The sequence below is a fragment of the Ruminococcus sp. NK3A76 genome (assembly GCF_000686125.1).
GTDB lineage: Bacteria > Bacillota > Clostridia > Oscillospirales > Ruminococcaceae > NK3A76.
Genome location: NZ_JMMA01000002.1, coordinates 3141358 through 3166563, shown reverse-complemented (window position 1 = coordinate 3166563; position 25206 = coordinate 3141358). Strand labels below are relative to the sequence as shown.

The following is a 25206-nucleotide window of genomic DNA, read 5'->3' as shown; positions in this document are numbered from 1 at the left end:
CGCCCGTCTGTTATCACGGGGCACCGCCCGTTCTAAGTGCCTCTCCCCAATTTTAAACAAAATCAAAGATTAATTCTAATTGATAGTAAAATTATAACAAATTAACACTCAAAAGTCAATAGATATTTTCAGATTTTGTGTGAACTATTTGTTAACTTACACAATTTGTTAAAAAACCACACCTATTGTTGCCATAAAATTTTGTCATAAATGCACGATTGCTGTCATTTCAACTTCCAGAATTAGCTATATGATTTTATCAAAATTCCCTTCATACTCAGCATTAACTAATTCATAACCACAGCCTGCACGGCATATATAATGTATAAAGGTAAGAAAGCCACATTTGCTGTGCGTTGTGCCTATATCTTACATAGCAAAAGCACGCCCGTTTGTGCAGATATACAAATTTTGTGTAAAGCTCGTGTAATCACTTGAATTTTTGGGAAAGTGTGATAAAATAGTATTTAGCACTCGGGGCATAAGAGTGCTAATCCATGTAACTAACACCGGCCTTTTGCAGTTAAGAGTTAACAGTGAACAGTTAACAGCTATGGTATGCGCCTGCGGCGCATGGATATTAAAACGTCCGGGTGAAAGCCCGAATGGGCATCATCGCCCGTAGGGCGATACCAAAACTATTAACTATTAACTGTTAACTGTTAACTGAATTAAGGGTGCGGTCTGAATAAGGAGGAATATATAATGACCATCAAACCGTTACAGGACAGAGTAGTTATTAAGATGACAGAAGCAGAGGAAACAACAAAGAGCGGAATAATCCTCGCAGGTACAGCTAAGGAAAAGCCGCAGGTCGCTGAGGTCGTTGCAGTCGGCGAAGGCAAGAAGGACGTCACAATGACAGTCAAGACAGGCGATAAGGTGCTCATCAGCAAGTACAGCGGCACAGACGTCAAGGTAGACGGCCAGGAATACACCATCGTTAAAATGGAAGATATCCTCGCAGTAGTAGAATAAACCCTTTTTGAAAAGTATTAACAATCGGAGGTAATAAACAATGGCAAAGCAGATAATTTACAGCGAAGCTGCAAGAAAGGCTCTCCAGGCAGGCATTGATAAGCTCGCTGACACAGTAAAGATAACATTAGGCCCCAAGGGCAGAAACGTAGTTTTAGATAAGAAATTCGGCGCTCCCCTTATCACAAACGACGGCGTAACTATCGCTAAGGAGATAGAGCTTGAAGACGCATTCGAGAATATGGGCGCACAGCTCGTCAAGGAAGTCGCTACAAAGACAAACGACGCAGCAGGCGACGGTACAACAACAGCTACTCTCCTTGCTCAGGCACTTGTAAGAGAGGGTATGAAGAATATCGCAGCAGGCGCTAACCCTATGGTAGTAAGAAAGGGTATGGCAAAGGCTGTTGACGCAGCAGTCAAGACAATAATCGAGAACTCCAAGAAGGTAGAGGGCTCTGACGATATCGCAAGAGTCGCTACAGTTTCTTCCGCTGATGAGAATGTCGGCAAGCTCATAGCTGAGGCTATGGAGAAGGTAACTTCCGACGGCGTTATCACAATAGAAGAATCAAAGACTGCCGAGACATACTCAGAGGTAGTCGAGGGTATGCAGTTTGACAGAGGCTACCTCTCCCCCTATATGGTAACAGATACAGATAAGATGGAGGCAGTTTTGGACGACGCTCTCGTTCTTATCACAGATAAGAAGGTCTCCAATATGCAGGATCTTCTCCCTCTCCTCGAGCAGATAGTTAAAATGGGCAAGAAGCTCCTTATCATCGCCGAGGACGTTGAGGGCGAGGCACTTTCGTCACTTATCCTCAATAAGCTCAGAGGCGTGTTCACCTGCGTTGCAGTAAAGGCTCCCGGCTTTGGCGACAGAAGAAAGGAAATGCTCCAGGATATCGCTATCCTCACAGGCGGCGAGGTAATTTCTTCCGAGCTCGGTATGGAGCTTTCAGAAGCAACTCTTGACCAGCTCGGTTCCGCACGTCAGATAGTCGTTCAGAAGGAGAACACGATCATCGTTGACGGCGCAGGCGAGTCTGACGCTATCAAGAGCAGAATTGCTCAGATAAAGGCTGCTATCGAGAACACCACATCTGATTTCGACAGAGAAAAGCTCCAGGAGCGCCTTGCTAAGCTCTCCGGCGGCGTTGCAGTCATCAAGGTAGGTGCTGCTACAGAGATAGAGATGAAGGAAAAGAAGCTCAGAATAGAGGACGCTCTCGCAGCTACAAAGGCAGCAGTCGAGGAAGGCATCGTTGCAGGCGGCGGTACAGCTCTTATCAACGCTATGCCGGCAGTTGAAGCACTCGTTGAGTCTCTCGCAGGCGATGAGAAGACAGGTGCTGCAATAGTTCTTAAGGCACTTGAAGAGCCTGTTCGTCAGATAGCTCTCAACGCAGGCCTTGAAGGCTCTGTAATAATAGATAAGATAGTTTCCTCCGGCAAGAAGGGCTACGGCTTCGATGCATATAACGAGGAGTATAAGGATATGATCCCTGCCGGTATCGTTGACCCGACCAAGGTCACACGTTCCGCACTCCAGAACGCTGCATCAGTAGCATCTATGGTGCTCACAACAGAGAGCCTTGTAGCAGATATCAAGGATCCTGCCGCAGACGCAGCAATGGCAGCCGCAGCAGCAGGCGGCATGGGCGGCGGAATGTACTGATAACCCCCTCCCTGCAAATAACTAAATAGCACAACGCCGCAAGGTCAGCACATAAGACCCTGCGGCGTTTTTGTGTTTGCATTACAGCGTAATTGCGGTATTATCATCACTAATATAGATCGGAGTCCGCAGCGGCAAAGCCGTTGCTGCGAAGGGGCGTGGGGGCGACCGCAAAGCCCCCACAATGTACCCTATGGGAGCGAGAGCGTTGTCTTGAAGGAAAAACTCTCCTACAGTATAGCTTCGAGGGTAGTCTCTCATTCTTCTCACGCTGCGGTAGGGGGGCTTTCGAGCTGTCGCAGACAGCTCATGCGCCCCCCTGCGGCAGCGAAGCTGCCGCCACCCCCTTCGGGGTGCAAAGCCTGCGGCTTAGCTGAAACCGTCAAGTCGGAACGGCCGAATGGCCATACGTCGGCGCAAGCCGACAATTCACTATTCACTCTTCACTGTTCACTATTCACTAAGCGCAGCGTTACCGCCCGATATGGGGCTCGTCTGCTTACGCTTCACAGCCAAGTTTCGCTTTGCGAAACTTGCAATAAGCGCCTGCGGCGCACCTCAATTATGCATTATGCATTATGCATTTTGCATTAATATAAAGGCCCCCGAGCGCTTTTTAACACTCGGGGGCAAAACTTATGTATTAGCTTCTGCCTTATTCCTCAGCAGTCTCAGCTGCCGGCTCAGCCTTTGCAGCATCAGCCTGCTGCTCGTTCCTTCTCTTTATGAGCACCTGCTTGATGCCTTCAAGCATACTTCTTGTAAAGGGAAGATTGTGTGACATCGGGTTTATTACAAAGCCCTTGATGGTGGATACCTGCTCGACCAGCATAGCAAGGTCGCCGAACTTCATCTTTACTCTCTGGAAGGGCTCTTTGGAGTTGAACTTGGCAAGCTCCTCAGCATCAGTGAATGCCGGGAAGTATGTCTCGTCCTTGTCGCCGTCCTTCTTTCTTATAAGGAGGAAGCGTGCCTTGGGCTTCTCCTCGAACTTTACCTCGTTGTTAGCGTTTGCAACGATCTCTTTCTTCTTCTCGATGATAGCCGGAACATAGAAGGTCGAACGGAGTGCAGCATTAATAGTTGCATTCTGTGTGTCGGGTGTGAAGTCCTTTCTCATGTTCTCTATTGCTTCAATGAGCTTGGGGTTTGTTACCTGCTGATCTGCCATAATGATTATCTCCTTTATAATGAATTTTTGTTGCTGTGTTGTGCTGTGTGTGATACTACAGTTCAAGATCCTTTTCAATGATGTAGCGTGGCCGCTGCTTCGTTTCAAGGTAGATCTTGCCGATGTATTCACCTATAATGCCTATAGCTAAAAGCTGTAAGCCGCCAATGCCCCATATGGATATGACGATAGTTGCCCAGCCGGCGACCGCCTTTCCCATGCACCATATGACGAAAAACCTTATCAGCAGTATTATGCTGACAAGAAAAACGAATATCCCGAGAAAGGTTATGAACCGTATCGGCTTTACCGAGAGCGAGGTTATGCCCTCTATCGCAAATGATATCATCTTTTTGAGAGGATATTTCGATTCGCCCTTCTCACGTTCGTTCCTTACATATTTGACTGTTGCGCTCTTGTAGCCCACCATAGGCACGAGCCCCCGCAAAAAGAGATTTACCTCTTTGAACCTTGCAAGCCCTTCGAGCGCCTCTTTGCTCATCAGCCTGTAGTCTGCGTGATCGTAGGTTATCTCAACGCCTAAATGTTCAAGCGTGCGGTAATACATCCTTGCGGTGTTTCTCTTGAACGCCGTGTCCTTGTCTCTTGATGAACGCACCCCGTAAACTATCTGTGCGCCCTTTTCATACTCATCAAGGAACCTGTCAACTGCATCGACATCGTCCTGAAGATCAGCGTCCATCGAAACAGTTATGTCGCACCTGTCCTTGGCTGTCATAAGCCCTGCCAAAAGTGCGTTCTGATGCCCTCTGTTTCGTGAGAGCTTTATGCCCACAAATGCCGGGGCTGCATTACTCAGCTTCTCGATGATCTCCCAGGTCTTGTCCTTCGAGCCGTCATCGACAAACATTATCCTGCTCTGCTTGCTCACTCTGCCCAGAGCGATAAGCGAGTCGAGCTTTTTGAGAAGCGCCTGCGCCGTTATCGGCAGCATCTCCTCCTCGTTGTAGCATGGAACTACTATGTATAAAACACTTGCCACGCCTTTATCCTCCTATCCCAAAGAGAATGCGTGCGTTCTCGTTAGTTTTTTCTATCACCGTCTGCGTATCGACCCCGAAGATCTCCGCCGCCGCAGCCGCCGTCTGCTCGCACATCGAGCTGTCAGAGCGCTGCCCACGAAACGGCTCGGGCGCCATGTACGGACAGTCCGTCTCGATAAGTATCCGGTCAAGTCCTGCCTGTGCGCAGGCTTTCTTTGCTTTCTTTGAGTTCTTGAAGGTAAGCACACCCGTGAAGCCTATGTACATACCGAGCTTTACCACCTCAGCCGCCGTCTCGGCAGAGCCCGAAAAACAGTGCATGACCCCCCTCGGCCTGAGCCCTGAAAGTATCTCCATGGTGTCCTCGGTGGCATTCCTGCTGTGAACTATAACAGGCAGCCCGTGCTCATTTGCAAACAGCACCTGCTGCTTGAAAATGTATATCTGCCTTTCCCTGTCATAGCCCTCGTAGTGGTAGTCAAGCCCTATCTCACCCACCGCCTTTATCTTGCCGCTCATTTGCAGCAGCCGCTCGAGCACGGCTATAAAGTCATCAGGTGTGGTGTCGCTGTTTTCCGGGTGAAAGCCAATAGATGTGTAGTAATTCTCATATTTTTTTGCAGCCTCTATGCCGTAGAGCGCTGATGCCTCATCTGTGCTTGCGTGCATCAGATATTCCACCCTGCCTGCAAACAAGCCTTCAATTACCGCCTGCCTGTCGCCGTCAAAGGCGTGGTCGTCATAATGGCAGTGCGAATCAAATATCCCGTCAAACAACTTTAACGATCTCCTTAACCAAATAGCTATACATATATATTATAACACAGCATCAGGGTATTGTCAAGAATTTTAATAAACCCGGCGCCGCTCCATCAATACCTACTAATCCGCAAGGAATAGAATGATTTCTTTTCTACCTAATGCACAGCCGCCCTGCCCCTGTAAAGCCCCCCATTGTACAAAATGCCGGCCGTCCATTCCCAGTTAAAAATCGCCAGTGAATTTGTATGTTTATTTTATACATATATAACACACCGCCGCACCGCCGCTTAGTGCAACACATACTAAACACCACCCCGAAGCGCCCCTCATCGCCCGATTTGCATTTTGTAAAAAACGGGTGTAGAATATAGTCAGACAAAAACCACAAGGGGGACGGTCAAAATGAAACAAGACAACAAACTCAGACTCATCACACTCACCGCAGTGTTCGCAGCACTCATCTATGTGCTCACAGCGTTCATACAGGTGCCAACTATCAAGGGCTATGTCCATATAGGCGACAGTGCAGTGTTCCTGGCAGCGTCGATACTTCCGACACCCTACGCAGCCGCAGCCGCAGCAATAGGCGCAGGCCTTTCCGATGCGCTCTCAGGCTACTTTATCTGGGTGCCTGCAACTATCATCATCAAGGCTCTCACGACAGTCGCTTTCTCCGGCAAGAGCTCCGGTATCGTTTCTAAGAGAAACCTGTTCGCACTGATACCTGCGCTTATCCTCTGCGTAGGCGGCTACGGCCTCTATAGCGGACTTGTTATCTATAACAGCATAGCCGCAGGCTTTGCAGACGCAGCAGCAAACACCGTTCAGATTGCCGCAAGCAGTATCGTGTTCATCCTTGTAGGCACAGCACTCGACAGATCCGGTGCTGCAAAGCACATCAGAGCAGAAGCAAAATGACCTCACCCCCAAAAGCGCCCGCCGGGCGCTTTTTTCAATGCATAATGCATAATGCATAATGCATAATGAAGGTGTCCTGCTCACGCAGGACGATATGCCCATTCGGGCAGAGCCGCCGAAGGCGGCGAACCGAAGGGTCGAGGGGCGACCGGAAAGCCCCTCGTGTACCCCCTGAGGACGAGAGCGTTCCCTTGAAGGTAAGCTGCCCTCACTATTTAGCTAAAAGGGTAGTTTCTCGCTATCATTACGCTACGGTAGGGGGGCTTTCCGGTCGCCCCCCTGCTCCGGCTGCGCCTACGCCACCCCCTTCGGGTTCACCCCCACACGCTGAGTTGAGGACGAAGAAGACGAAGACAGCCCCTTTCAGGGCGCAAGTCCTACGGTTTAGCCGAAACCGTCCGACCGACAGGCCGAATGGCCATAACATCGCCGTCAGGCGCACCTTCATTATGCATTATGCATTAAGAAAGCCCGCAGTCTCCTGCGGGCTTTCCTTATACATCTCTCCTTACAAATCCGTCCCACGCAGTGAGTAGGAATACTGCCATGTGGATAACTATAACAGCTATCGCAAAGCCGAGCGTCTGCCCGGGGAAAAGTGTCTGCCCCTGAGCTATCGTCTGGAGATTTGAGTTTGCAAATATCGTGTATCTGCCGGCATCAACATTGAACGCCATTTTGAGTATCTGTACGGCATTCTCGCCCATGCTCATGGCAAATATGCCAAGACCTATCGCCAGCGATGAGCTCTTTACAACAGAGGATATCGCAAATGCAAATGTCGCCATTACTACAACGTATACACTTGAAAGCATATACTGCTCGAATATGTATGTAAAGCCCGAAACAGCCTTTGTAACGCCGGCCGAGGTCTTTATGTACATAGCACCCATGTCCGATGTGCCGAAGAATATGATAGACGATATCAGCGAGAATATGTAGCAGAGTATCATCATGATGTAGCCTATCGAGATAACGGTCACATATTTCGATATCAGTATCTTGCCCCTCGTCCTCGGGTTTATGAGTAAGAACTTTATCGTGCCGTTTGAGAACTCGGAAGCGATTATGCCGCCAGCGATAACTATTATCAGCATTCCGATAAATGATACCACACTCGTGCTCGATGTAAACGAGTTCCATAATGTCTGCTTCTCAATGCCGCCTGTCTCGTACTGCGCTCCGCCGTCCTCGCTCACCATTTCTGTAAGCGACGAGCCTGCAATGTTTACCGTTATGTCGTTTTCAAGCCTGTATTTTGCAGTCAGCGCCTCGTCTTCGTATGCCTGCTTCTGCTGGTCGGAGAATGACGCCTCCTTCTGCATCATGCACTCAACATATGTGTCAAGTACAGAGTTGCGCCAGTCAGCATCGTCTGCATAGGAGTTCTCCTCAGGCGCTATATCCTTGTCAAGACGGTAGTCTATCGCCCAGATAAGGTCTTCATTGTCTATCCTTGTCTTTAAGAATTCGTAATAGCCCTTCCAGTCGTTGTTCTCTATAAATCCGCCGTAAAGCGTCTTTATGTCGCCGTCATACCCCTCCGAAGCCCTGTACGCAAGTGAAGTCTTGCTGTATAATTCCTCGTCAAACTTCACCTGTGCAAGCTCTACCTTCCAGTTGGTGATGTTTATCTTGTTGTCCTGTAGATATGTCAGGTATTCAAGGTGCTTGTCGTTTTTGTTTTCCTTTGCCGCCTCTATCTCATCAGTGTAATTGTAGCTTGTGAATCTGCTCTTTGTCTCGTCCAGATCGCCGTCGATCAGCAAAGTCAGCTTTACAAGCCCTGCCAGACCGAACGCAAATACAGCCACAAGCACAAAGATGAACAGGGTGGATTTCTTTTTGAGCTGCTTTATGTATTCGTTTTTCAAAAGCCCCATAAACTTACTCAATCTGACCACCTCCGTTGTTTGTCATCTCAATGAATACTTCTTCGAGCTTCTTCTTCTCTCTCATGGTAACTTCAAAGAGCCCGATGTCATTCATCACTATCTGCTTGTTGATGGCCGATATTATGTCATGTGCATTTTCGTTGGGAACTATAACTTCAAGCTCCTCGTTTACTATCTTCTTCTCAATGCCCTCAATGTCAACTATCTCGTAAGCCCTGTTCACGTCAGAGCACTTTATGAGATAGTCAGTAGTCGAGCCGTTCGATGAGCTTATCATCTCCTCAAGAGTGTATACGCCCAGCATATGCCCGTTTGCTATGATGCCTACCCTGTCGCACATCAGCTCCATCTCGCTCATAAGGTGCGACGATACGATAACGCATACGCCCTCCTCGTGTGCTAGCTTTTTGAGTATGTCACGCAGCTCCTTTATGCCTGCCGGGTCAAGACCGTTGGTCGGCTCGTCAAGTATAAGCAGCCTGGGGTTATGTAAAAGCGCCTGCGCCACACCTATCCTCTGCCTCATACCGAGCGAGTATTTCATTATCTTCTCGTTCATTCTGTTGGTAAGCCCTACAAGCTCTACCACCTTGTCTATCCTCTCGGCAGTCACGCCGTCCCTCATTCTTGCATACTGCTCTAAGTTCTGCCTTGCCGTGAGGTATTTGTACATCTCGGGGTTCTCAACTATACCGCCGACGTTTGCCATAGCAGCCTCAAATTCCTTGTTTACATTGTGGCCGCATATCTCTATAACGCCGTCGTCTGTCGAGATAAGACCCACCGCACACTTTATCGTCGTCGTCTTGCCTGCACCGTTAGGCCCTAAGAAGCCGAATACCTCGCCTGCATACGCCTCAAACGATATGTCGTGAAGAATGTGCCTCTTTCCGAGGGTCTTGTTGAGCTTCTCTATCTTAAGTACTGTTTCAGCCATTAACCCTCACCCCCTGACTTTTCCGGGCTGCTCTCATCAGCCTTGCCGTCAGCGCCCTTTGCACCGCCGACACGGATTATCTCAGCACCCTCCGGCAGATCGTTAAGATCGGCTATGCTCGCATTTTCGGGTATGTCTGTCAGAGTTCCGTCAGGCATCTTTATCTTGAAGCCTGCTTCACTTCCCTTACTGTCCTTGCCGTCTTCGCTCTTGCCGCTGCTGCCGTTTGCATATTCTGTAAGATCTATCTCTTCGCCGTCCTTGTCACAAAGATCAAGTATATAATTGCAAAATCCGTCAACGCCGACTATCTTCCATTCGCCGCCCTCGTATTCAAGGTAAACGCTCACCGTTCCCTCGTAATCCATAGTGCCCTCGTATTCAAGCCCGTCAAATACCTTCGAGGTCGTGGGTATCTCGACATTGTGATCTGTGTAATTGTAGCTGTCAAATATGGTGTTGTATGCATCGTCGTAACCCAGCATATGTGCCTGGCCGATACCCTTGAATCTTATTGTGAGATCAAGATCTGCCTGTGCAAGATTAGGGCCTGCCTTTGATACCTTAAGGTCAGATACTATAGCCGTGCAGTCGGTCAGATGCCCCTGCTTGTATTCATCATCTGTGTATCGGTCTATGCCGGATGTGATGTCCTCAGCCGTGGTGTAGCTTGACAGATACGACTTGCTGTAGAAGCTGTTGTAGCCCCAGCTGTCGGTTATGACCTTCTCTAACGCCTCCCTGCAATCGCCGTCCTCGGAAACGCTTGCTCTGGCGCATTTGTCAAAGTATTCTTCGACAGTGGTCTTTATCTCATCCTTGTTGCTTTTGAAATTGAAGTAATCAAAGGTCACAAAGCCTGCAAGCCCCACAAGAAGTGCGCCGCCGAGCACAAGGCCACGGTTCAGCTTTTTAGTTTTCATGTGTCTCTTCCTTTCTGTAATAGGTCTGACCGGTGCAGCATTTTTATTCTGGATATCTGTTTCTGTAATTAAGGCAACACCGCACGAAGATTGTGCGCAAATTGCGCAGTCAGCTTTTTCGTCAGATTGCACAGATTTTCCGAAGGAATACTACCGTATTTCAAGGAAAAAATGTGTAATATGACGGAAAAGATGCAAGTAAGTTGCGTACAAAGCCTTCAGGCGGTCTTTGTGCGGTGTTGCCTTAAAATATTACACCAATCAAAGGATATTATACCACACACTTTTAATAATTTCAAGACCCTTTTCAAGCTCAGAGCATTAAAAAGCACCCGAAACAGCTTGCTTTCGCAATTTAATTAAAAATTTTGTGAAAAATAACGAATGAACATCGTTCATACTGCGAAATATATGATACCTGTGCAATGCAGCTCCCCCTCCCCTCTCCCTTGCAAAGCATTTCTTAAAACATTTGACTTCTTTCACAATTCTTTAACTATGAAAAGAGCGTTTTGTGTTGACCTTTACCATATTCTGTGGTATAATAGACTATCATAGGTCACTATACTCTTTTGAAAGTATACTATATTATAATATTAAAACGTCAAAGGTGGTGTTGTTATGCAGAGTAAACAGTTTTTCACGGTAGCTCTTGCTGCCTGCTTTGCAGCAGTGGGCGTTTCCGGGAACTATATGCCTGATATAACACATAACCTCGATAAACAGTCGGGCATGGTCTTCGAGGGTACAAACGATACCTATGTCCCCGAGGCAGTCGTCAACCATATAAACGAGCTTGAAAGTATCTCCCTGCCCCCGTATAACGGCTCTGCCGGCGTGTCGGTGTCCGCCGAGAATAACGGCTATGTCCTCCGTTCAGGCGACCGTACAGTCGATAGCTATTCCTTTGCTGACGATACCGGCAGAGTGCTCACAGCCACAGTCGAAGACGGCAAGCTCACCTTCACCGATGAATACGGCGCAGTCGTGACTAATTTCACTATCCAGGGGCAGCAGATAATATACGATACCTACGGCGATATCCATACGCCTCTCGGCGTTCTCCGCAGAAACACCGAAGTCCCCAAGGAGCAGTCGGTCGGCGAGCTCGTGCAGCTCTTTGAAAAGGATACAAATAACTTCAAGCTGATAGATGAGCTCGTAAACGGCGGCACACTCGAAGGCTCGGACTTCTCCTCCCCCGAGGAGCTCGTTTCGGAAGTAAACTCCACCTATCTTGAGATAGACGGCTACTCCGGCTATATCAGCAGCTATAGCGACGACGATGTCAAGGAAAAGCTCCAGGCCGTCGCCGCCCAGCTCGAGGAAATGACAGTCGCAGTCAATACCCAGCCCCCCTCTCAGGGCTCAGGCCCCGAGCTTAATATGAATAAGCTCATTATCCTCACAAGCGTGCTTAATAATACCCTCGAACAAAAGGGTATCCCTGTCGAAACTCCCGACAGCGGCACCGATAAGCAGGACCCTGAGTCAACAGAAACGACCACGACCACAAAGAAAACCACTACTACAACTAAGAAAACTACTACCACCACCAAAAAGAAGACTAAGAAAAAGACTACCACTGCTACCACGACTACAGCAGCAGAGACTCTGCCTCCGCAGACTCAGGCTCAGACCCAGGCCCCGGTAACAACTACCGCCCAGCGCCCTGTCGTCACAGTCGCCACCACCACCCTGCCGAGATTTACCGTCAAGGAATACAGTAAGACTATCTACGCTGTAAAGGCAGGTATCCTCTATGAGCAGCCTGACCTCACCTCAGCAAACCGTGGCAGCTATGAGAAGTATTATAACGCCGCCTGTACAGGTGAAACGAGCAACGGCTATTACCGCCTCGTCGTCAACGGCTATACTCTCTACGCTCCCAAGTCTGACTTCTCTGATGACCCGAATTCACTGATAATCACCACTAAAGCCCCCGAGATAAAGAAAGGCAATATCAATAAATATACCAAGGAGATGCTCACCCTTATAAACGCTCTGCGTAAGGAATACGGCGTTGCCCCCCTCGAAGGCTATGAAGTCCTCGATAACGCAGCGACTATCAGGGCAAAGGAGCTCGGCAAGCTCTTTAAGCATGACCGCCCCAGCGGCGATAAGTATAAGACAGTCTTTGCCGAGGTCGGCCTTAGCTACCACGCAATAGCCGAGAATATCACCTACGGCATGAATAAGACCTATACCGTTGCCGAAGCATTTGATAACTGGAAGAACTCGCCGAGGCACCTTGACAATATGCTAAACCCCGACTATAAGTATATGGCTATAGGCTGCTATTCCTATACCGACGATAACGGCGATGATTTCACCTACTGGGAGCAGCTGTTCTATACCCCCTGACACAAACACTCAGGCTGCCTCTTATAAAGGGGCAGCCGATAAAATATTTAAGGAGACACACACCAATGGAAAAACAAGGCTTTCGTAAAAATCTTATAAATATCGAGCCCTATGTCGCAGGCGAGCAGCCCAAGACGGCCGATATCATCAAACTTAACGCTAACGAGAACGCCTATCCCCCTTCCCCCGGGGTGCAGAAGGCTATCTCAGCATTTGACGCAGAAAAGCTGCGCCTCTACCCCGATTTTTCTTCCGAGCCGCTAAAGTCAAAGCTCGCAGAGTATTATGGCTTAAAGCCCTCGCAGGTCTTCGTCGGCAACGGCTCTGACGATGTGCTCGCAGCAGCATTCAGGGCATTCTTTAATTCCGATAGACCTATCCTCTACCCCGATGTGACCTATTCATTCTACCCCGTGTGGTGCGATATCTTAAAGATACCCTATAAGACCCTCCCCCTTAAGGAGGACTTCACAATGAATGTGAACGACTATACTCAGCCAAACGGCGGTATCATCTTCCCCAACCCCAACGCCCCCACGAGCATCGCCCTTGATAAGAGCGAGATAAAAAAGCTCCTCGATGCAAACAGGGACGTTATAGTCGTGATAGATGAAACGTATATCGACTTCGGCGGCGAGAGCTGTATCGACCTGCTGCCTGAATATGAAAACCTCGTCATCACACGAACCTTTTCAAAATCACGCTCGCTTGCCGGTATGCGCTTAGGCTTTGCAATGGCAAGTGAAGAGCTTATCAGCTATATGAACGCCGTCAAGGATTCCTATAACTCCTACCCCGTTGACGCAGTAGCTATAGCAGCCGGCTGCGCCGCAGTTGATGACGATAAGTATTTCAAGGATACTATAGCTAAGATAGTCTCCACCCGTGACCGCCTGACAAAAGCTCTTGAAGATATGGGCTTCACAGTCGCAAAGAGCAGCGCCAACTTCCTCTTTGCATCGCATAACAAGTATACCGCTAAGGAGATATTCTCATACCTCAGAGATAAGGGTATATTCGTAAGATTTTTCGATAAACCGAGGATAGATAACTTCCTGCGTATCACCGTCGGCACCGACGAGCAGACGGATAAAATGATATCAGCTATAAAAGAGCTTGTAGTATAAAGCGCAGGTGCTTTTGGCAGCACCTGCTAAAAGCATAAAGAAGAAAGAATAAATAAGAAATAAAAATAAAGGTATCGAGTAAGCGGTCGATGATTTAAAATATCATCGCCGAAGGCGATACCTTTATTATTCATTATTCATTATTCATTATTCTTTTTTCTTTATTATTTTTTATGCAGGCGCTCTTTGTATCGACACCTCAAAGAAAAAGGAAGATATCGACCTTAACGACCCCGACACATGGCAGCTTCGCTGGTTCGACCATACTGATAAAATATAAAAAGCGGCACCCTTGTCATGTATCCGACAAAGGTGCCGTTGCTCTATACCGGTATGCTCACAATGTAATCCACATACCCCTCGTGCTCGACCTTTTTTGTGTTCGCCTTTACTCCTGCCAGCTGCATCACCCTCACTGCCTTGTTCATCGTGTTTACAAATAACCTCACATCACGCAGTATCGGCGCACGCTTCTGATAGCTGCGCTTTATCTTCTCGGCCTTTTGTAAGCTCTTTATGTATTTCTCGGTCTGAAGCGCATTCATCGAGCAGCTGACTATCCGCTCTGTCACTTCCCTGCGCTGCTCCTTGCTCTCGCACCGAAGCAGAGCCCTTGCGTGCCGCTCCGAAAGCCCGTTTGTCATGATGAGCGTCCTCTCGTCCTCCCCAAGCCGTAAAAGCCGCAGCTTGTTCGCCACCGCCGGCTGACTTAAGCCTAACCTCAGCGCCGCTTCCTCCTGCGTGAAGCCGTATTTCCCTATCAGCTCGCTTATCGCCTGCGCCTGCTCAAAAAAATTAAGGTCGCAGCGCTGTATGTTCTCAATGAGCGCATATACCGCCGAGCGCTCGTCCGATATGTCAGTGATTATGCACGGAACGGTGTTGAGCCCTGCTATCTTCGCAGCTCTTAGCCTCCTCTCCCCCGAAACAAGCTCGTAATAGCCGTCCTTGTCTCTTACAGTGAGCGGCTGTATCACCCCGTCCTGCGCAATGCTCCGTGAAAGCGATGTCAGATCATTAGCATCAAAGACCTTTCTCGGCTGCCTGGGGTTAGGCTTTATCGCCCCCACCGGTATATCGAGCACCGCCCCGGTCTTGTCCGTATCAAACCCGAATAATTCCATGTCTCTTGCCTTGCTTAGTATTCCCATTTTCATTTTAAAGCTCCTTTTCTTTGTAGTGTCCCCCGGCGATCGACCGCCCGGGTGTAACTATATAATATACCTCCCCCTGCAAATATCAAGTCGAATCCTGCCGCCGGGAAATAAAAATGGGTATAAAAACAGCACCTGCCAGGGACATTTATGTCCTTAGCAAGTGCTTGTGGGTGATATTATAGTTCGATGTGCTCTTTGTAGTCTTCTGATGTCATAAGGTCGATAGTGTCTTTTAAGTCCATAATTTCAAGTCCTTTCTGTTTTTGGGTATAAGAAAACCGCTCCGATTACTCGAAGCGGTTCAAAAACGGCATTTTGGTGGGTGTGCCCCTTCCCACATTTCTTTTGACCCAAAGGGTGCGTAGCAGCACAATCTCTACTTCAAAATGCCTGTTCTTATCCTACTCATATTATACCATATTTATTCTCTTTTGTAAAGAGTTTTATTCCTTTTTTCTATTTTTTTAAGGTTTTTATCTCTTATACGATAAAATGTCATCACAGAATTTTTATAGTCATTATTATCAGTGTCAAGAATCAACTTTGCAACAACATTTAAATTTGTAGTATCAAGTCTTTTTACCATAAAAACAGTATTTTCGCTTTTTTCGTCCTTAATAATTAAATCCGGAGTATCAACAGTTGAAATTCCATATTGCTCAAATAACTCAAAATCTTCTGGATGACGATTGCGAATATGTTCAAGCCTTTCATCAGTAACAACTATCTCATCAGTCTTTAGCTTTCCAAATTCCTTTTCAAGTGGCTGAGTATTGATTCTCCCCAGCTTGTTAAACTCAGCCATATTATCACTTCCTAAAGACATTATACCACTTTCCCCCGTTTTGTCAAGCACCCTTGCCTCCAGCTCCTTCGCCTGCTCCTTACTATTCACCACAGGCTTAGACGCCGCCTCGGCTTCCTTTCGGGCTTTCACCTCGTCCTCTGATGCCTGCCAGGTCTTCTTGCTCCAAACGTCCTGCCGCTGCCTGCCGCACTCGTAAGTTACAGAACAGGTGCAGTTGTCGTGCCGGCGGAAGATGTCACCCTCCACCGCCAAAAAATAAATTTTTTACCCAATACCCCTTTTCAAAACGCAAAAATTGTAGTATAATAGATAATGTATAGGTATGCTCCGTAATAAGGAGTGTTGCCTTGATAGTTGATTTATACATTTAACATAAAGGAGTAATCAAATGGGAAAGGTCATAGCCGTTTCAAACCAGAAGGGCGGCGTGGGAAAATCCACAACAGTGGTCAACCTTGCGGCAGTCCTCGGTAAGAATGGTAAAAAGGTGCTCATAGTCGATTTTGACCCGCAGGGCAATACGACCACGAGCTTTGCAATAAAAAAGAGCCGTATCAGAAATACGATCTACGAGGTCATAACAGATAAGTGCGACCTGCTCGAATCAATAACAGCTACAGAGTTCACAGGCGTATCAGTCGTGCCGACAACGCAGGATCTGTCGGGCGCTGCGGTAAAGCTCATAAGCCAGCAAAACCGTGCGACACGCCTTCGCTCAAAGCTCGAGAACGCACGGGGGTTTTATGACTATGTGTTCATCGATTGTCCGCCGACACTCGATATGCTCACGATAAACGCTCTCGCAGCAGCCGACTCGGTGCTCATACCGCTCCAGTGCGAGTTCCTGTCGCTCGAAGGCCTTGTCGAGCTTTCGGATACGATAAAGAGAGTCCGCCAGAGCTATAACCCCACACTCGAAGTCGAGGGCATACTGTTTACGATGTATGTCGAACGCTATAAGCTCACCGCACAGGTAACAGGGCAGGTGAGGAAGAAATTCGGCAAGCTCGTGTTCGATACAGTTATCCCGAGAAACGTTGCGATATCCGAAGCCCCCAGCTACGGCGAGCCGGTGATCTACTACGACAAAAAGTCAAAGGGCGCCAGAGCTTATGAGGAGCTTGCAAAGGAAATGATAAAGAGGGACCGTAAAAAGTCCGTAAAACCTAAGAAAAACTAAAATGTTCCACGTGGAACATTGCTGAAAGGAAAGAGCCATGGGAAGAAAAAAAGCAAAGAAACAGCAGTCGGGTCTTGACGACCTGTTCAACGACCACTTCTTCGACGACGAGCCGGACGAGGAGCTCGACGAAAACTCAGACGGCGAGCCGTCCGCAGAAGGGGAGGGCGGCATGGCGAGAAAAGGCGTTGAGACTATCCGCCTGTCGCTCGTAGAGCCAAACCCCGACCAGCCGAGAAAGGAATTCGACGAGGAGAAGATATCCGAGCTCGCAGATTCGATAAGACAGCACGGCATATTGCAGCCGCTGCTCGTGCGGCCGCTCTCAAACGGCGGCTATCAGATAGTCGCAGGTGAGCGCCGCTGGCGTGCAGCAAGGGTCGCAGAGCTGACCGAGGTGCCGGCAGTTGTCAGAGAGCTTGATGATAAGCAGGTCGCACAGTTTGCGCTGATAGAAAACCTGCAAAGGGAAGACTTAAACCCGATAGACGAGGCAATGGGCTATCAGAGCCTTATGGATAACTACGGCATGACCCAGCAGGAGGTCGCAGACGTAGTCGGCAAGCCAAGGTCGAGCATCGCAAACAGCCTGCGCCTGCTGAGCCTTGATGTTGATGTGAGGAATATGCTGATAAACGGCGTTATCTCGACAGGACACGCAAAGCTGCTCGCACCGCTCGATGAAAAAAGGCAGCTCGAGCTTGCAGACCTGACATCGACCGAGCAGCTGAGCGTAAAGCAGCTGAGCGACCTTATCGAGGCACAAAAGAAAATGAAAAAAGCCTCACCCAAGCCTAGACCTAAAAAGCCCACCTTCCTTGTGGAGGCGGAGCTTGCGCTCAAACAGACCTTCGGCCAGCCGGTAAAAGTCGAGCAGGCAAAGGGCGGCAAGACAAAGCTCACGATAGAGTGCAAGAACGAGGAAGCCTTCCGGGAGCTTATGAAAAAGCTCACCGAGAGCCAGAGCTAAAGCTATCAAAACAAAAATGTTCCACGTGGAACAATTTGCATAAAGAGTTTATTTTAGGAGGAAAATTATATGTTGGACATCAAATTTTTAAGGACAAACCCTGACGTTGTAAAGGAGAACATCAAGAAGAAATTCCAGGACGACAAGCTCGTTTTAGTTGACGAGGTAATAGACCTTGATGCAAAATTCAGAGCTGCAAAGACACGCTGCGACGAGCTCAGAGCTTTAAGAAATTCCAAGAGCAAGCAGATAGGCGGCCTTATGGCCAAGGGTCAGAAGGACGAGGCAGAAAAGGTAAAGGAAGAAGTCAAGGCTTTCGGTGCAGAGCTTGAGGAGCTCGAAGTCAAGGAGACTGAGTATGAAGCTGAGATAAGAAAGAGAATGCTCGTTATCCCGAACATCATTGATGCAAGCGTGCCGATAGGCAAGGACGACAGCGAGAACGTTGAGATAGAGCGTTTCGGCGAGCCTGTAGTGCCTGATTTTGAGGTGCCTTATCATGTTGACATCATGGAGAGCTTAAACGGCATCGACCTTGATGCTGCAAGAAGAACAAGCGGCAACGGCTTCTATTATTTAAGCGGCGACATCGCAAGACTTCACTCAGCTATACTTTCTTACGCAAGAGATTTCATGATAGACAGAGGGTTCACATACTACGTTCCGCCTTTTATGATACGTTCTGACGTTGTTACAGGCGTTATGAGCTTTGCTGAAATGGAGAACATGATGTACAAGATAGAGGGCGAAGACCTTTACCTGATAGGCACATCTGAGCACTCGATGATAGGCAAGTTCATAGACACTATCACACCCGAAGCAGAGCTTCCCAAGACACTTACAAGCTACAGCCCCTGCTTCAGAAAGGAAGTCGGCGCTCACGGCATCGAGGAGAGGGGCGTTTACCGCATACACCAGTTTGAAAAGCAGGAGATGATAGTTGTCTGCAAGCCTGAGGATTCTATGAAGTGGTACGACAAGCTCTGGCAGAACAGCGTTGATTTCTTCCGCTCATTAGATATCCCGGTAAGGACACTTGAATGCTGTTCGGGCGACCTTGCAGACCTTAAGGTAAAGAGCTGCGACGTTGAGGCATGGAGCCCGAGACAGAAGAAGTATTTCGAGGTAGGCTCCTGCTCGAACTTAGGCGATGCTCAGGCAAGAAGACTTAAGATAAGGATAGCAGGCGCAGACGGTCAGAAGTACTTTGCACACACATTAAACAACACAGTCGTTGCACCGCCGAGAATGCTTATCGCATTTTTGGAAAACAATCTCCAGGCAGACGGCAGCGTAAGGATACCCGAGCCTTTAAGAATGTACATGGGCGGCAAGGACAAGCTGGAGAAATGCGCTAAATAAGAGATAGTATAAATGGAATCGATCATAGCATTCTTATTCTTTATGGTCACATTGATCGATATGCAGCATTTTGTGCAGATCGTGCTCATCATTGCTTGTCTTATAGGGATCATTCTGCTGACAAGAGGTATTATAAAAAAGAAAAAAACTCAGGATACGTCAGAGTCGGCACCGAATGATTCTGTTACGACCCGTGTGGTATTTATTGTACTGCTCATATTGGTGATGATGTCTATTGCCGTTAATTATCTACCCGACATTATCTATTCATAACAGTGCAACCGGAAAAAATAACAAAAACAAAGGCAAGGTATCACCGGTAGTATGCATCATACTGGGAATACTGTATTTGCTGCCGTCGGTAGGGTCGGGGGTGCTTATAGGCGGTGCGCTGATAAAGGACTATGTGATATCTCACAGGGATTACGAGGTAGTGACCGATGAATGGAGAGCGCACACTGTTTCCTACGAAAAGGCGGCAAGAGATGTGACCGGACAGCTTTTAGACGCTGCACAAAGCGGTGACAGAGAGCTTATAGGCAAGCTCTTTGCCAAAAGTGCAAGGGAGAGCAGGAGCTATGAAAGTGAGCTTGACCGGTTTCTGAAAGCGCTGCCGAAGGGCGAGGCCAAGGTATCATCTGAATATGCGGCCAAGGGCGTAGATTACGAAAACAGATATAAAGACACTTATGAGAACCGTTATTACAACGAATCGTTAAAGGTCGAGATAGACGGGGAGGAATACTATGTCTACGCATACTTCTGCATGAAAAATGAAGACCCCGACGAGATAGGGCTGATATTCTTCTGTCTGCAAAACGAAAAGGGATACAAGCAGCGCATTGATTTTTCAGGGCGGAATATTGCCTGCATAATAAAATAAGCTAAGGGGATAGCAATGACAAAACCGAAACTAACGGGGAAGGACATAAAAAAATACCTTTTCCCGGCAAAAAATGACAAGGAAAGATATTTACTGCTGTTTGTCCTGTCTATGGTGGGGATGCTTATATGCTTTCTGCCGTCGCTGATAGTAAACAAGGGCGTATTCCTTTACTACGGCGACTTCAACTCGCAGCAGGAGATGTTTTACTACCACTCGAATGAGATGATAAAAAACGGTGCCTTCGGCTGGGACTGGGGGACTGACCTCGGGTCGAGCTTTATTGGCTCATACTCGTTCTATCTGCTCGGGTCGCCGTTTTTCTGGGTGACGGTCATCTTCCCGCCGTCGTGGGAGGTATACCTGATACCTGTAATGCTCGGCGTTAAGACTGCCTGTGCGGCGATGTTCTCATATGCATACATAAGAATGTTTGTAAAAAACAAGGACGCAGCGTTTATAGGTGCCATGCTGTATGCATTCTCGGGATTTCAGGCGTACAACGTATTCTTCAACCACTTCCACGATGCAACGGCTGTTTTTCCGCTGCTGCTGATAGGCATGGAGCTAAACATCAGGCAGAACAAGCGTGGGGCTTTTGCTCTTGCTGTGGCTTTATGCGCCTGCATAAGCTACTACTTCTTCTTTGACGAGGTAGTATTCGTTACGATATACTTTATTATAAGAATGATAGGCGGAGATTACGACATCACCCCGAAAAAGCTGTTGGAGCTTGCGTTTGAGTCGATAGCAGGTGTGATGCTCGCAGCTATCATATTCCTGCCGGCGTGTCTTGACACGATAAACAACCCAAGGCTTACCGAGCGCTTCTGGGGGCCTGACCTGATAGCATACAACGACAAGTTCAGGATACTCAGGATAATACAGTGCTTCTTCATGCTGCCGGATATGCCTGCAAGAAACAACATATTCAATTCGGACACCGCAAGGTGGGCATCTATTGCAGGTTATATGCCGCTGTTCTCGATGACGGGCGTACTGGCATTTGTAAGGACAAAGCAGAAAAGCTGGGCAAAGAGGGTAGTATACACCAGCTTTGTGATGATGGTGATACCAGGGCTCAATGCTGTATATCAGATGATGACATCGACATACTACGCAAGGTGGTATTATATGCCAATTCTGATAATGGCTATGATGACCGCACAGATGCTCGAAGAAGACCCCGGAGAGGTAAAGAGAGCTTTCTGGCCGGTGGCAGGGATAACGATGTTCTTTGTGATATGCGGACTGCTGCCTAAGAAAGAGGACGACAAGATAGTATGGTTCAAGAATGCGCAGTATCCTGAGCTGTATTACATTCAGGCAGGAGCGGCTATCGTTATGACGATACTGCTTGCGGTGGTGCTCTTTAATTTCGCAAAGAGGGAGAACTTCCTGAGGGTGGCTTCATTCTTCACGGCAGGCGCCTGCATAGTGAGCATGGCTGTATGCGTATGGTACGGTGTTGCGCAGGGGCCTTACAATGACTACTACATAGAGCACGCTATAAGAGGGCGTGACAATATAGACCTGACGGAATTTGAAACGGACGAGGAAAAGGCAAGCAGCAACAGCTTCTACAGGATAGACACATCGCCCAATGTAGACAACTGGTGCATGATATGGGGCTTGAGCTCGATGAGGTGCTTCCAGAGCGTTGTGCCTTCCTCGATAATGGAATTCTACGAGACGGCAGGGCAGGAAAGAAACGTCGCTTCCCGTATCGAGCCGAAATACTATGCGTACAGGGGGCTTTTCTCGGTAAAGTATTACTTTGACGAGCAGGTAGATATGTACAGCTCGGACAAGGAAAAGAAAGAGCCGGCTTTAAACGAGGAGCACGAGGAGCTGCCGGGCTTTAAGTACGTCGGCACACAGAACGGCTTCAACATCTACAAGAATGAAAACTTCGTGCCTATGGGTTTTGTATACGACGAATACATAACCGAGGAGGAGTTTGAGGAGCTGCCGACATTAAAGAAGACAAACATTTTAATGCACGCAGTGGTGCTCGATGAGGAAGAGATAGAAAAGAATTCCGACATACTGGCAAGATCTTCCACAGAATCGAATATACTGACAAAGCTCGATTACGAGACGACTGCGAAGAAAAAGGCAGAGAGCTCATGCCAGAGCTTTGAATACGACACGAACGGCTTCACTGCCAAGAACACGCTCGACAAGGAATCGCTGGTATTTTTCAGCGTACCCTACACTAAGGGCTGGAGCGCTGAGGTGAACGGTGAAAAGGCTGACATAGTAAAAGCATCATACGGCTTTATGGCGGTAAGGTGCAAGGCAGGGGAGAACGAGATAGTATTCCATTATGTGACACCGGGGATAAGAGCCGGTGCTGTGATGACAGGGGTGAGTGCTGTGGCACTTGCTGAATACATCTATCTCAGCAAGAAAAGCAAGAATGACCCTGACGACAAAAAAGACAACGGCAAGAAAAAGGCAAAGAAAAAGGAGGCATAATGATGCATCTGAGAGAGGAGACCGTAAGATCAGAGCTGATATTTGACGGCAAGGTGGTCAAGCTATACAAGGACGAGGCAAGGCTTGAAGACGGGAGCATCGTAAACAGAGAGCTTATAAAGCACCCGGGCGGAGTATGCGTTGTGCCGATAGATAACGAGGGGAACGTATATCTTGTCAAGCAGTTCAGATATCCTTTCCAGACGGAGCTTGTTGAGATACCGGCAGGAAAGCTCGAATACGGTGAAGACCACAGGCAGTGCGGACTGAGAGAGCTCAAAGAGGAGACAGGTGCTGAGTGCGACGAGTTTGTGTACCTTGGAAAGCTGTATCCGACTGTGGCTTATGACAGCGAGATAATACATATGTATCTTGCGAGAGGACTGCACTTCGGGGAGCAGAAGCTCGATGATGATGAATTCCTTGATGTGTTCAGGGTGCCGTTTGAAAGGGCTGTTGAGATGACGATGAACGGCGAGATACTTGATTCAAAGACGCAGATAGCATTGCTGAAAACGAAAATATTGCTGGAAAGCAAACAGTAAAAAGAGCAAACAGTAATAAAGAAAAAAGGGCAAAAAGGTTTTTTGTCAAACTTTTTTCCTCAAAAAAAGTTTGCGGGGTCCGGGGCTGGCCCCGGCGTGGTTTGGAGCAGAGCTCCATATCGGCGGAGCCGACCAGGCGGCGAACACAGTATAGAAACGCTCTAAACTTTGAGTCATAAAGCCCACAAAGGAACAGATATGTTCGCCGCCCAAGCCGCAAACAGGGAGCGAAGCGACCGCTTTTGCGGCCAGCCGCCGCCGGAGGCGGCGGCAAGCGAAGCGAGGCGACAGCCGAGCGAAGCGCCGGCGGCCGAAGCCGAAGGGCGAGGCCGCAGGCGACCGATGCCGAATGGCGAGGTCGCCACCCCCCCTCTCCTTTCTAAGGAGAGGGGGCAGGGGGGTGAGGTTCGCCCCCCGGGCGGCAAGCACTTGCCGTGAGCTGAAAACATAGTATGCATCTGTTGACGAAAGGATGTGCTTTTAATGTTCAGAAGATTTAAGAAGGGTGTTATCGCAGGAACGATTTTTACTGCGATGAGTAATATGCACGCCTGCACATATGGACCGCCGCCGGACAGCGTTGCACCGAGCAGCGAGATAAAGGTGTATGATAACTCTCAGAATGAGTCTTCTGAGATAACGACTGACGAGACGACGACTACCACTACTACGACTACGACTGCTGCTAAGAAGACGACCACTGAGACGGAATTTGACCCGAATGATAACCTAAACGAGGACGTTTACGGGCCGCCCGAGTGGTTTGATGACAGCAGCGAGGAGGAGCCGGCTGAGACGACCGCCGCAAAGCCGAAGACTACTACGACAGCAAAGACTACAAAGGACACCGATTACGACCCGGACGATAACTTCAACGAGTGCGTTTACGGGCCGCCGGAGTGGTTTGATGACAGCAGCGAGGGCAAGTGAGAATGGAAAGCATAAAATGCACTCACCTCAGGCAGCTCCACGAATACAGGCAGGAGCTGAGAAAAAAACCGCAACTAAGAAGGCTTTTCTTAGAGCTGACGCTGAGGTGCAACGAAAAATGCCTGCACTGCGGCAGCAGGTGCAATGATGTCGTATCCGAGGAGATGCCGAAGGAAGTCTACTTTGAGTTTTTAGACAAGGTGAAGAAGGATTTCTCGCCGAAGCTGCCGATGCTTTGCATAACGGGCGGCGAGCCGCTGCTCAGGAGCGACTTTGCAGAGATAATGGGCTATGCACACAAGCTGGGGTTTCGCTGGGGAATGACGAGCAATGCGACACTGATAGACGAGGACAAGCTGGGTATGCTCAAAGAGACAGGGCTTGCCACGATATCTGTGAGCATTGACGGGCTTCGGGAAACACACGATGCTTTCCGCAGGCGCAAGGGCGGCTTTGACGAAGCGGTGAGAGGAATAAAGCTGCTGATGCAGGGCGGATTCAAGGAAGTACAGGTGACGACTGTTGTCACGAGGAAAAACATAGGCGAGCTGGAGGAGCTTTTTGAGCTGATGAAGGAGCTTGATGTTGACTCGTGGCGTGTCATCGGGATAGAGCCGATAGGCAGGGCGTTAGAGCTTGACGGATACACGCTTGACATGGCGCAGCAGCGGCAGATGCTCGACTTTATACGCACTAAAAGGTATGAGGGGTGGCCTGTGATGTACGGCTGCTCACACTACTTAGGGCTTGAATACGAGCGTGAGGTAAGAGACTGGTACTTTTTATGCAATGCGGGAGTATACACGGCAAGCATTATGGCAAACGGCAACATCGCTGCCTGTCTTGACATAGAGAGGCGGCCTGAGACGATACAGGGAAACATTCTGCGTGACGATTTTACGCAGGTATGGAAAGAGCGGTTTGAGATATTCCGCACGCCGTTATGGCAAAAAAGCGAGAAATGCCGTGACTGCGCAGAGCGTGACTTCTGCGAGGGAGGCTCTTATCACAGCTGGGATTTTGACAAAAACGAGCAGAGGGTATGCTTTATAATGCATGATCAAGAATGCCAAATGGAGACTTGAAAAATGTTTGAAAAGATACTGAGCACATCGGAGAATATCGGCACG

22 protein-coding genes are annotated in these 25206 nt (G+C 48.5%); 14 read left to right on the top strand and 8 right to left on the bottom strand.

Annotation, left to right across the window (positions count from 1 at the left end):
• Positions 1-705 precede the first annotated feature (705 nt).
• Together CD05_RS0114680 and groL are read left to right on the top strand one after the other, a co-directional pair.
• On the top strand, positions 706-978 hold the full coding sequence (locus CD05_RS0114680) for a co-chaperone GroES (protein ID WP_028511113.1): 273 nt from the start codon (positions 706-708) through the stop codon (positions 976-978).
• Between the two features lie 40 nt (positions 979-1018).
• A complete protein-coding gene (groL, locus tag CD05_RS0114675) occupies positions 1019-2659 on the top strand; it encodes a chaperonin GroEL (protein ID WP_028511112.1) in 1641 nt (546 codons plus the stop codon).
• 655 nt (positions 2660-3314) lie between these two features.
• On the opposite strand, the gene CD05_RS18960 is transcribed toward groL, so the two are convergent.
• From CD05_RS18960 to CD05_RS0114660, 3 genes are read right to left on the bottom strand one after another with little or no spacing between them, the layout of a single operon-like run.
• On the bottom strand, positions 3315-3830 hold the full coding sequence (locus CD05_RS18960; RefSeq protein WP_037323064.1) for an SseB family protein: 516 nt from the start codon (positions 3828-3830) through the stop codon (positions 3315-3317).
• Positions 3831-3885: 55 nt separating this feature from the next.
• Positions 3886-4833, bottom strand: a complete 948-nt coding sequence (locus CD05_RS0114665; protein WP_028511111.1) for a glycosyltransferase family 2 protein — start codon at positions 4831-4833, stop codon at positions 3886-3888.
• A gap of 4 nt (positions 4834-4837) precedes the next feature.
• The gene (locus CD05_RS0114660; RefSeq protein ID WP_028511110.1) at positions 4838-5611 is read right to left on the bottom strand and encodes a TatD family hydrolase; all 774 of its coding nucleotides are present in this window, start codon (positions 5609-5611) and stop codon (positions 4838-4840) included.
• 387 nt (positions 5612-5998) lie between these two features.
• Between CD05_RS0114660 and CD05_RS0114655 the strand changes: the two genes are divergently transcribed.
• Positions 5999-6514 (top strand): TIGR04002 family protein, encoded by a 516-nt coding sequence (locus CD05_RS0114655; RefSeq protein WP_028511109.1) that lies wholly within the window; start codon positions 5999-6001, stop codon positions 6512-6514.
• A gap of 494 nt (positions 6515-7008) precedes the next feature.
• Here the strand turns inward: CD05_RS0114655 and CD05_RS20105 are convergent, their stop codons facing one another.
• The 3 genes from CD05_RS20105 to CD05_RS0114635 are packed head-to-tail and all read right to left on the bottom strand — an operon-like array spanning position 7009 to position 10269.
• A complete protein-coding gene (locus CD05_RS20105; RefSeq protein ID WP_051589056.1) occupies positions 7009-8409 on the bottom strand; it encodes an ABC transporter permease in 1401 nt (466 codons plus the stop codon).
• Positions 8402-9346: an ABC transporter ATP-binding protein gene (locus CD05_RS0114640; protein ID WP_028511107.1), complete on the bottom strand. Its 945-nt coding sequence runs from the start codon at positions 9344-9346 to the stop codon at positions 8402-8404. The genes CD05_RS20105 and CD05_RS0114640 overlap by 8 nt, the downstream gene beginning before the upstream one ends.
• Positions 9346-10269 carry a hypothetical protein gene (locus tag CD05_RS0114635; RefSeq protein WP_028511106.1) on the bottom strand — a complete coding sequence of 308 codons (924 nt, stop codon included), beginning with the start codon at positions 10267-10269 and terminating at the stop codon, positions 9346-9348. Before CD05_RS0114635 ends, CD05_RS0114640 begins: the two co-directional genes overlap by 1 nt.
• A 621-nt stretch (positions 10270-10890) precedes the next feature.
• On the opposite strand from CD05_RS0114635, the gene CD05_RS0114630 reads away from it, so the two are divergent.
• On the top strand, positions 10891-12633 hold the full coding sequence (locus CD05_RS0114630) for a CAP domain-containing protein (protein WP_028511105.1): 1743 nt from the start codon (positions 10891-10893) through the stop codon (positions 12631-12633).
• Between the two features lie 65 nt (positions 12634-12698).
• Positions 12699-13760, top strand: coding sequence for a histidinol-phosphate transaminase (hisC, locus tag CD05_RS0114625; RefSeq protein WP_028511104.1), 1062 nt, complete (start codon positions 12699-12701; stop codon positions 13758-13760).
• 323 nt (positions 13761-14083) lie between these two features.
• Here the strand turns inward: hisC and CD05_RS0114620 are convergent, their stop codons facing one another.
• Together CD05_RS0114620 and CD05_RS20100 are read right to left on the bottom strand one after the other, a co-directional pair.
• The gene (locus CD05_RS0114620; protein WP_242841276.1) at positions 14084-14917 is read right to left on the bottom strand and encodes a ParB/RepB/Spo0J family partition protein; all 834 of its coding nucleotides are present in this window, start codon (positions 14915-14917) and stop codon (positions 14084-14086) included.
• A gap of 421 nt (positions 14918-15338) precedes the next feature.
• Entirely contained in the window at positions 15339-15977 is a 639-nt protein-coding gene (locus CD05_RS20100; RefSeq protein WP_051589055.1) for a hypothetical protein, read from the bottom strand.
• Positions 15978-16113: 136 nt separating this feature from the next.
• Here CD05_RS20100 and CD05_RS0114610 point away from each other — a divergent pair, with 136 nt between their 5' ends.
• From CD05_RS0114610 to CD05_RS0114565, 9 genes are all read left to right on the top strand, one after another.
• Positions 16114-16905: an AAA family ATPase gene (locus CD05_RS0114610; RefSeq protein WP_028511102.1), complete on the top strand. Its 792-nt coding sequence runs from the start codon at positions 16114-16116 to the stop codon at positions 16903-16905.
• Between the two features lie 37 nt (positions 16906-16942).
• Positions 16943-17875: a ParB/RepB/Spo0J family partition protein gene (locus CD05_RS18945; protein ID WP_051589054.1), complete on the top strand. Its 933-nt coding sequence runs from the start codon at positions 16943-16945 to the stop codon at positions 17873-17875.
• A gap of 69 nt (positions 17876-17944) precedes the next feature.
• Positions 17945-19237: a serine--tRNA ligase gene (gene serS, locus CD05_RS0114600; protein WP_028511101.1), complete on the top strand. Its 1293-nt coding sequence runs from the start codon at positions 17945-17947 to the stop codon at positions 19235-19237.
• A gap of 12 nt (positions 19238-19249) precedes the next feature.
• Complete coding sequence (locus tag CD05_RS20960) at positions 19250-19510, top strand: hypothetical protein (RefSeq protein ID WP_028511100.1); 261 nt, start codon at positions 19250-19252, stop codon at positions 19508-19510.
• 76 nt (positions 19511-19586) lie between these two features.
• Positions 19587-20120, top strand: coding sequence for a DUF5104 domain-containing protein (locus CD05_RS0114590; protein ID WP_198021601.1), 534 nt, complete (start codon positions 19587-19589; stop codon positions 20118-20120).
• 15 nt (positions 20121-20135) lie between these two features.
• On the top strand, positions 20136-22601 hold the full coding sequence (locus tag CD05_RS18940) for a YfhO family protein (protein WP_051589053.1): 2466 nt from the start codon (positions 20136-20138) through the stop codon (positions 22599-22601).
• Positions 22602-22603: 2 nt separating this feature from the next.
• Positions 22604-23146: an NUDIX hydrolase gene (locus CD05_RS0114580; RefSeq protein WP_028511098.1), complete on the top strand. Its 543-nt coding sequence runs from the start codon at positions 22604-22606 to the stop codon at positions 23144-23146.
• 483 nt (positions 23147-23629) lie between these two features.
• Entirely contained in the window at positions 23630-24076 is a 447-nt protein-coding gene (locus CD05_RS0114570; RefSeq protein WP_028511096.1) for a hypothetical protein, read from the top strand.
• Between the two features lie 2 nt (positions 24077-24078).
• The gene (locus CD05_RS0114565) at positions 24079-25161 is read left to right on the top strand and encodes a radical SAM protein (protein WP_028511095.1); all 1083 of its coding nucleotides are present in this window, start codon (positions 24079-24081) and stop codon (positions 25159-25161) included.
• Positions 25162-25206: the final 45 nt, after the last annotated feature.

What these genes read in the sequence shown, in the direction of transcription:
- CD05_RS0114565 (WP_028511095.1), top strand. Translation starts at nt 24,079, where the DNA reads ATGGAAAGCATAAAATGCACTCACCTCAGGCAGCTCCACGAATACAGG.
- CD05_RS0114580 (WP_028511098.1), top strand. Translation starts at nt 22,604, where the DNA reads ATGCATCTGAGAGAGGAGACCGTAAGATCAGAGCTGATATTTGACGGC.
- serS (WP_028511101.1), top strand. Translation starts at nt 17,945, where the DNA reads ATGTTGGACATCAAATTTTTAAGGACAAACCCTGACGTTGTAAAGGAG.
- CD05_RS0114640 (WP_028511107.1), bottom strand. Translation starts at nt 9,346, where the DNA reads ATGGCTGAAACAGTACTTAAGATAGAGAAGCTCAACAAGACCCTCGGA.
- CD05_RS18960 (WP_037323064.1), bottom strand. Translation starts at nt 3,830, where the DNA reads ATGGCAGATCAGCAGGTAACAAACCCCAAGCTCATTGAAGCAATAGAG.
- hisC (WP_028511104.1), top strand. Translation starts at nt 12,699, where the DNA reads ATGGAAAAACAAGGCTTTCGTAAAAATCTTATAAATATCGAGCCCTAT.
- groL (WP_028511112.1), top strand. Translation starts at nt 1,019, where the DNA reads ATGGCAAAGCAGATAATTTACAGCGAAGCTGCAAGAAAGGCTCTCCAG.
- CD05_RS0114620 (WP_242841276.1), bottom strand. Translation starts at nt 14,917, where the DNA reads ATGAAAATGGGAATACTAAGCAAGGCAAGAGACATGGAATTATTCGGG.
- CD05_RS0114680 (WP_028511113.1), top strand. Translation starts at nt 706, where the DNA reads ATGACCATCAAACCGTTACAGGACAGAGTAGTTATTAAGATGACAGAA.
- CD05_RS0114655 (WP_028511109.1), top strand. Translation starts at nt 5,999, where the DNA reads ATGAAACAAGACAACAAACTCAGACTCATCACACTCACCGCAGTGTTC.
- CD05_RS0114610 (WP_028511102.1), top strand. Translation starts at nt 16,114, where the DNA reads ATGGGAAAGGTCATAGCCGTTTCAAACCAGAAGGGCGGCGTGGGAAAA.
- CD05_RS0114630 (WP_028511105.1), top strand. Translation starts at nt 10,891, where the DNA reads ATGCAGAGTAAACAGTTTTTCACGGTAGCTCTTGCTGCCTGCTTTGCA.
- CD05_RS18940 (WP_051589053.1), top strand. Translation starts at nt 20,136, where the DNA reads ATGACAAAACCGAAACTAACGGGGAAGGACATAAAAAAATACCTTTTC.
- CD05_RS0114570 (WP_028511096.1), top strand. Translation starts at nt 23,630, where the DNA reads ATGTTCAGAAGATTTAAGAAGGGTGTTATCGCAGGAACGATTTTTACT.
- CD05_RS20960 (WP_028511100.1), top strand. Translation starts at nt 19,250, where the DNA reads ATGGAATCGATCATAGCATTCTTATTCTTTATGGTCACATTGATCGAT.
- CD05_RS18945 (WP_051589054.1), top strand. Translation starts at nt 16,943, where the DNA reads ATGGGAAGAAAAAAAGCAAAGAAACAGCAGTCGGGTCTTGACGACCTG.
- CD05_RS0114635 (WP_028511106.1), bottom strand. Translation starts at nt 10,269, where the DNA reads ATGAAAACTAAAAAGCTGAACCGTGGCCTTGTGCTCGGCGGCGCACTT.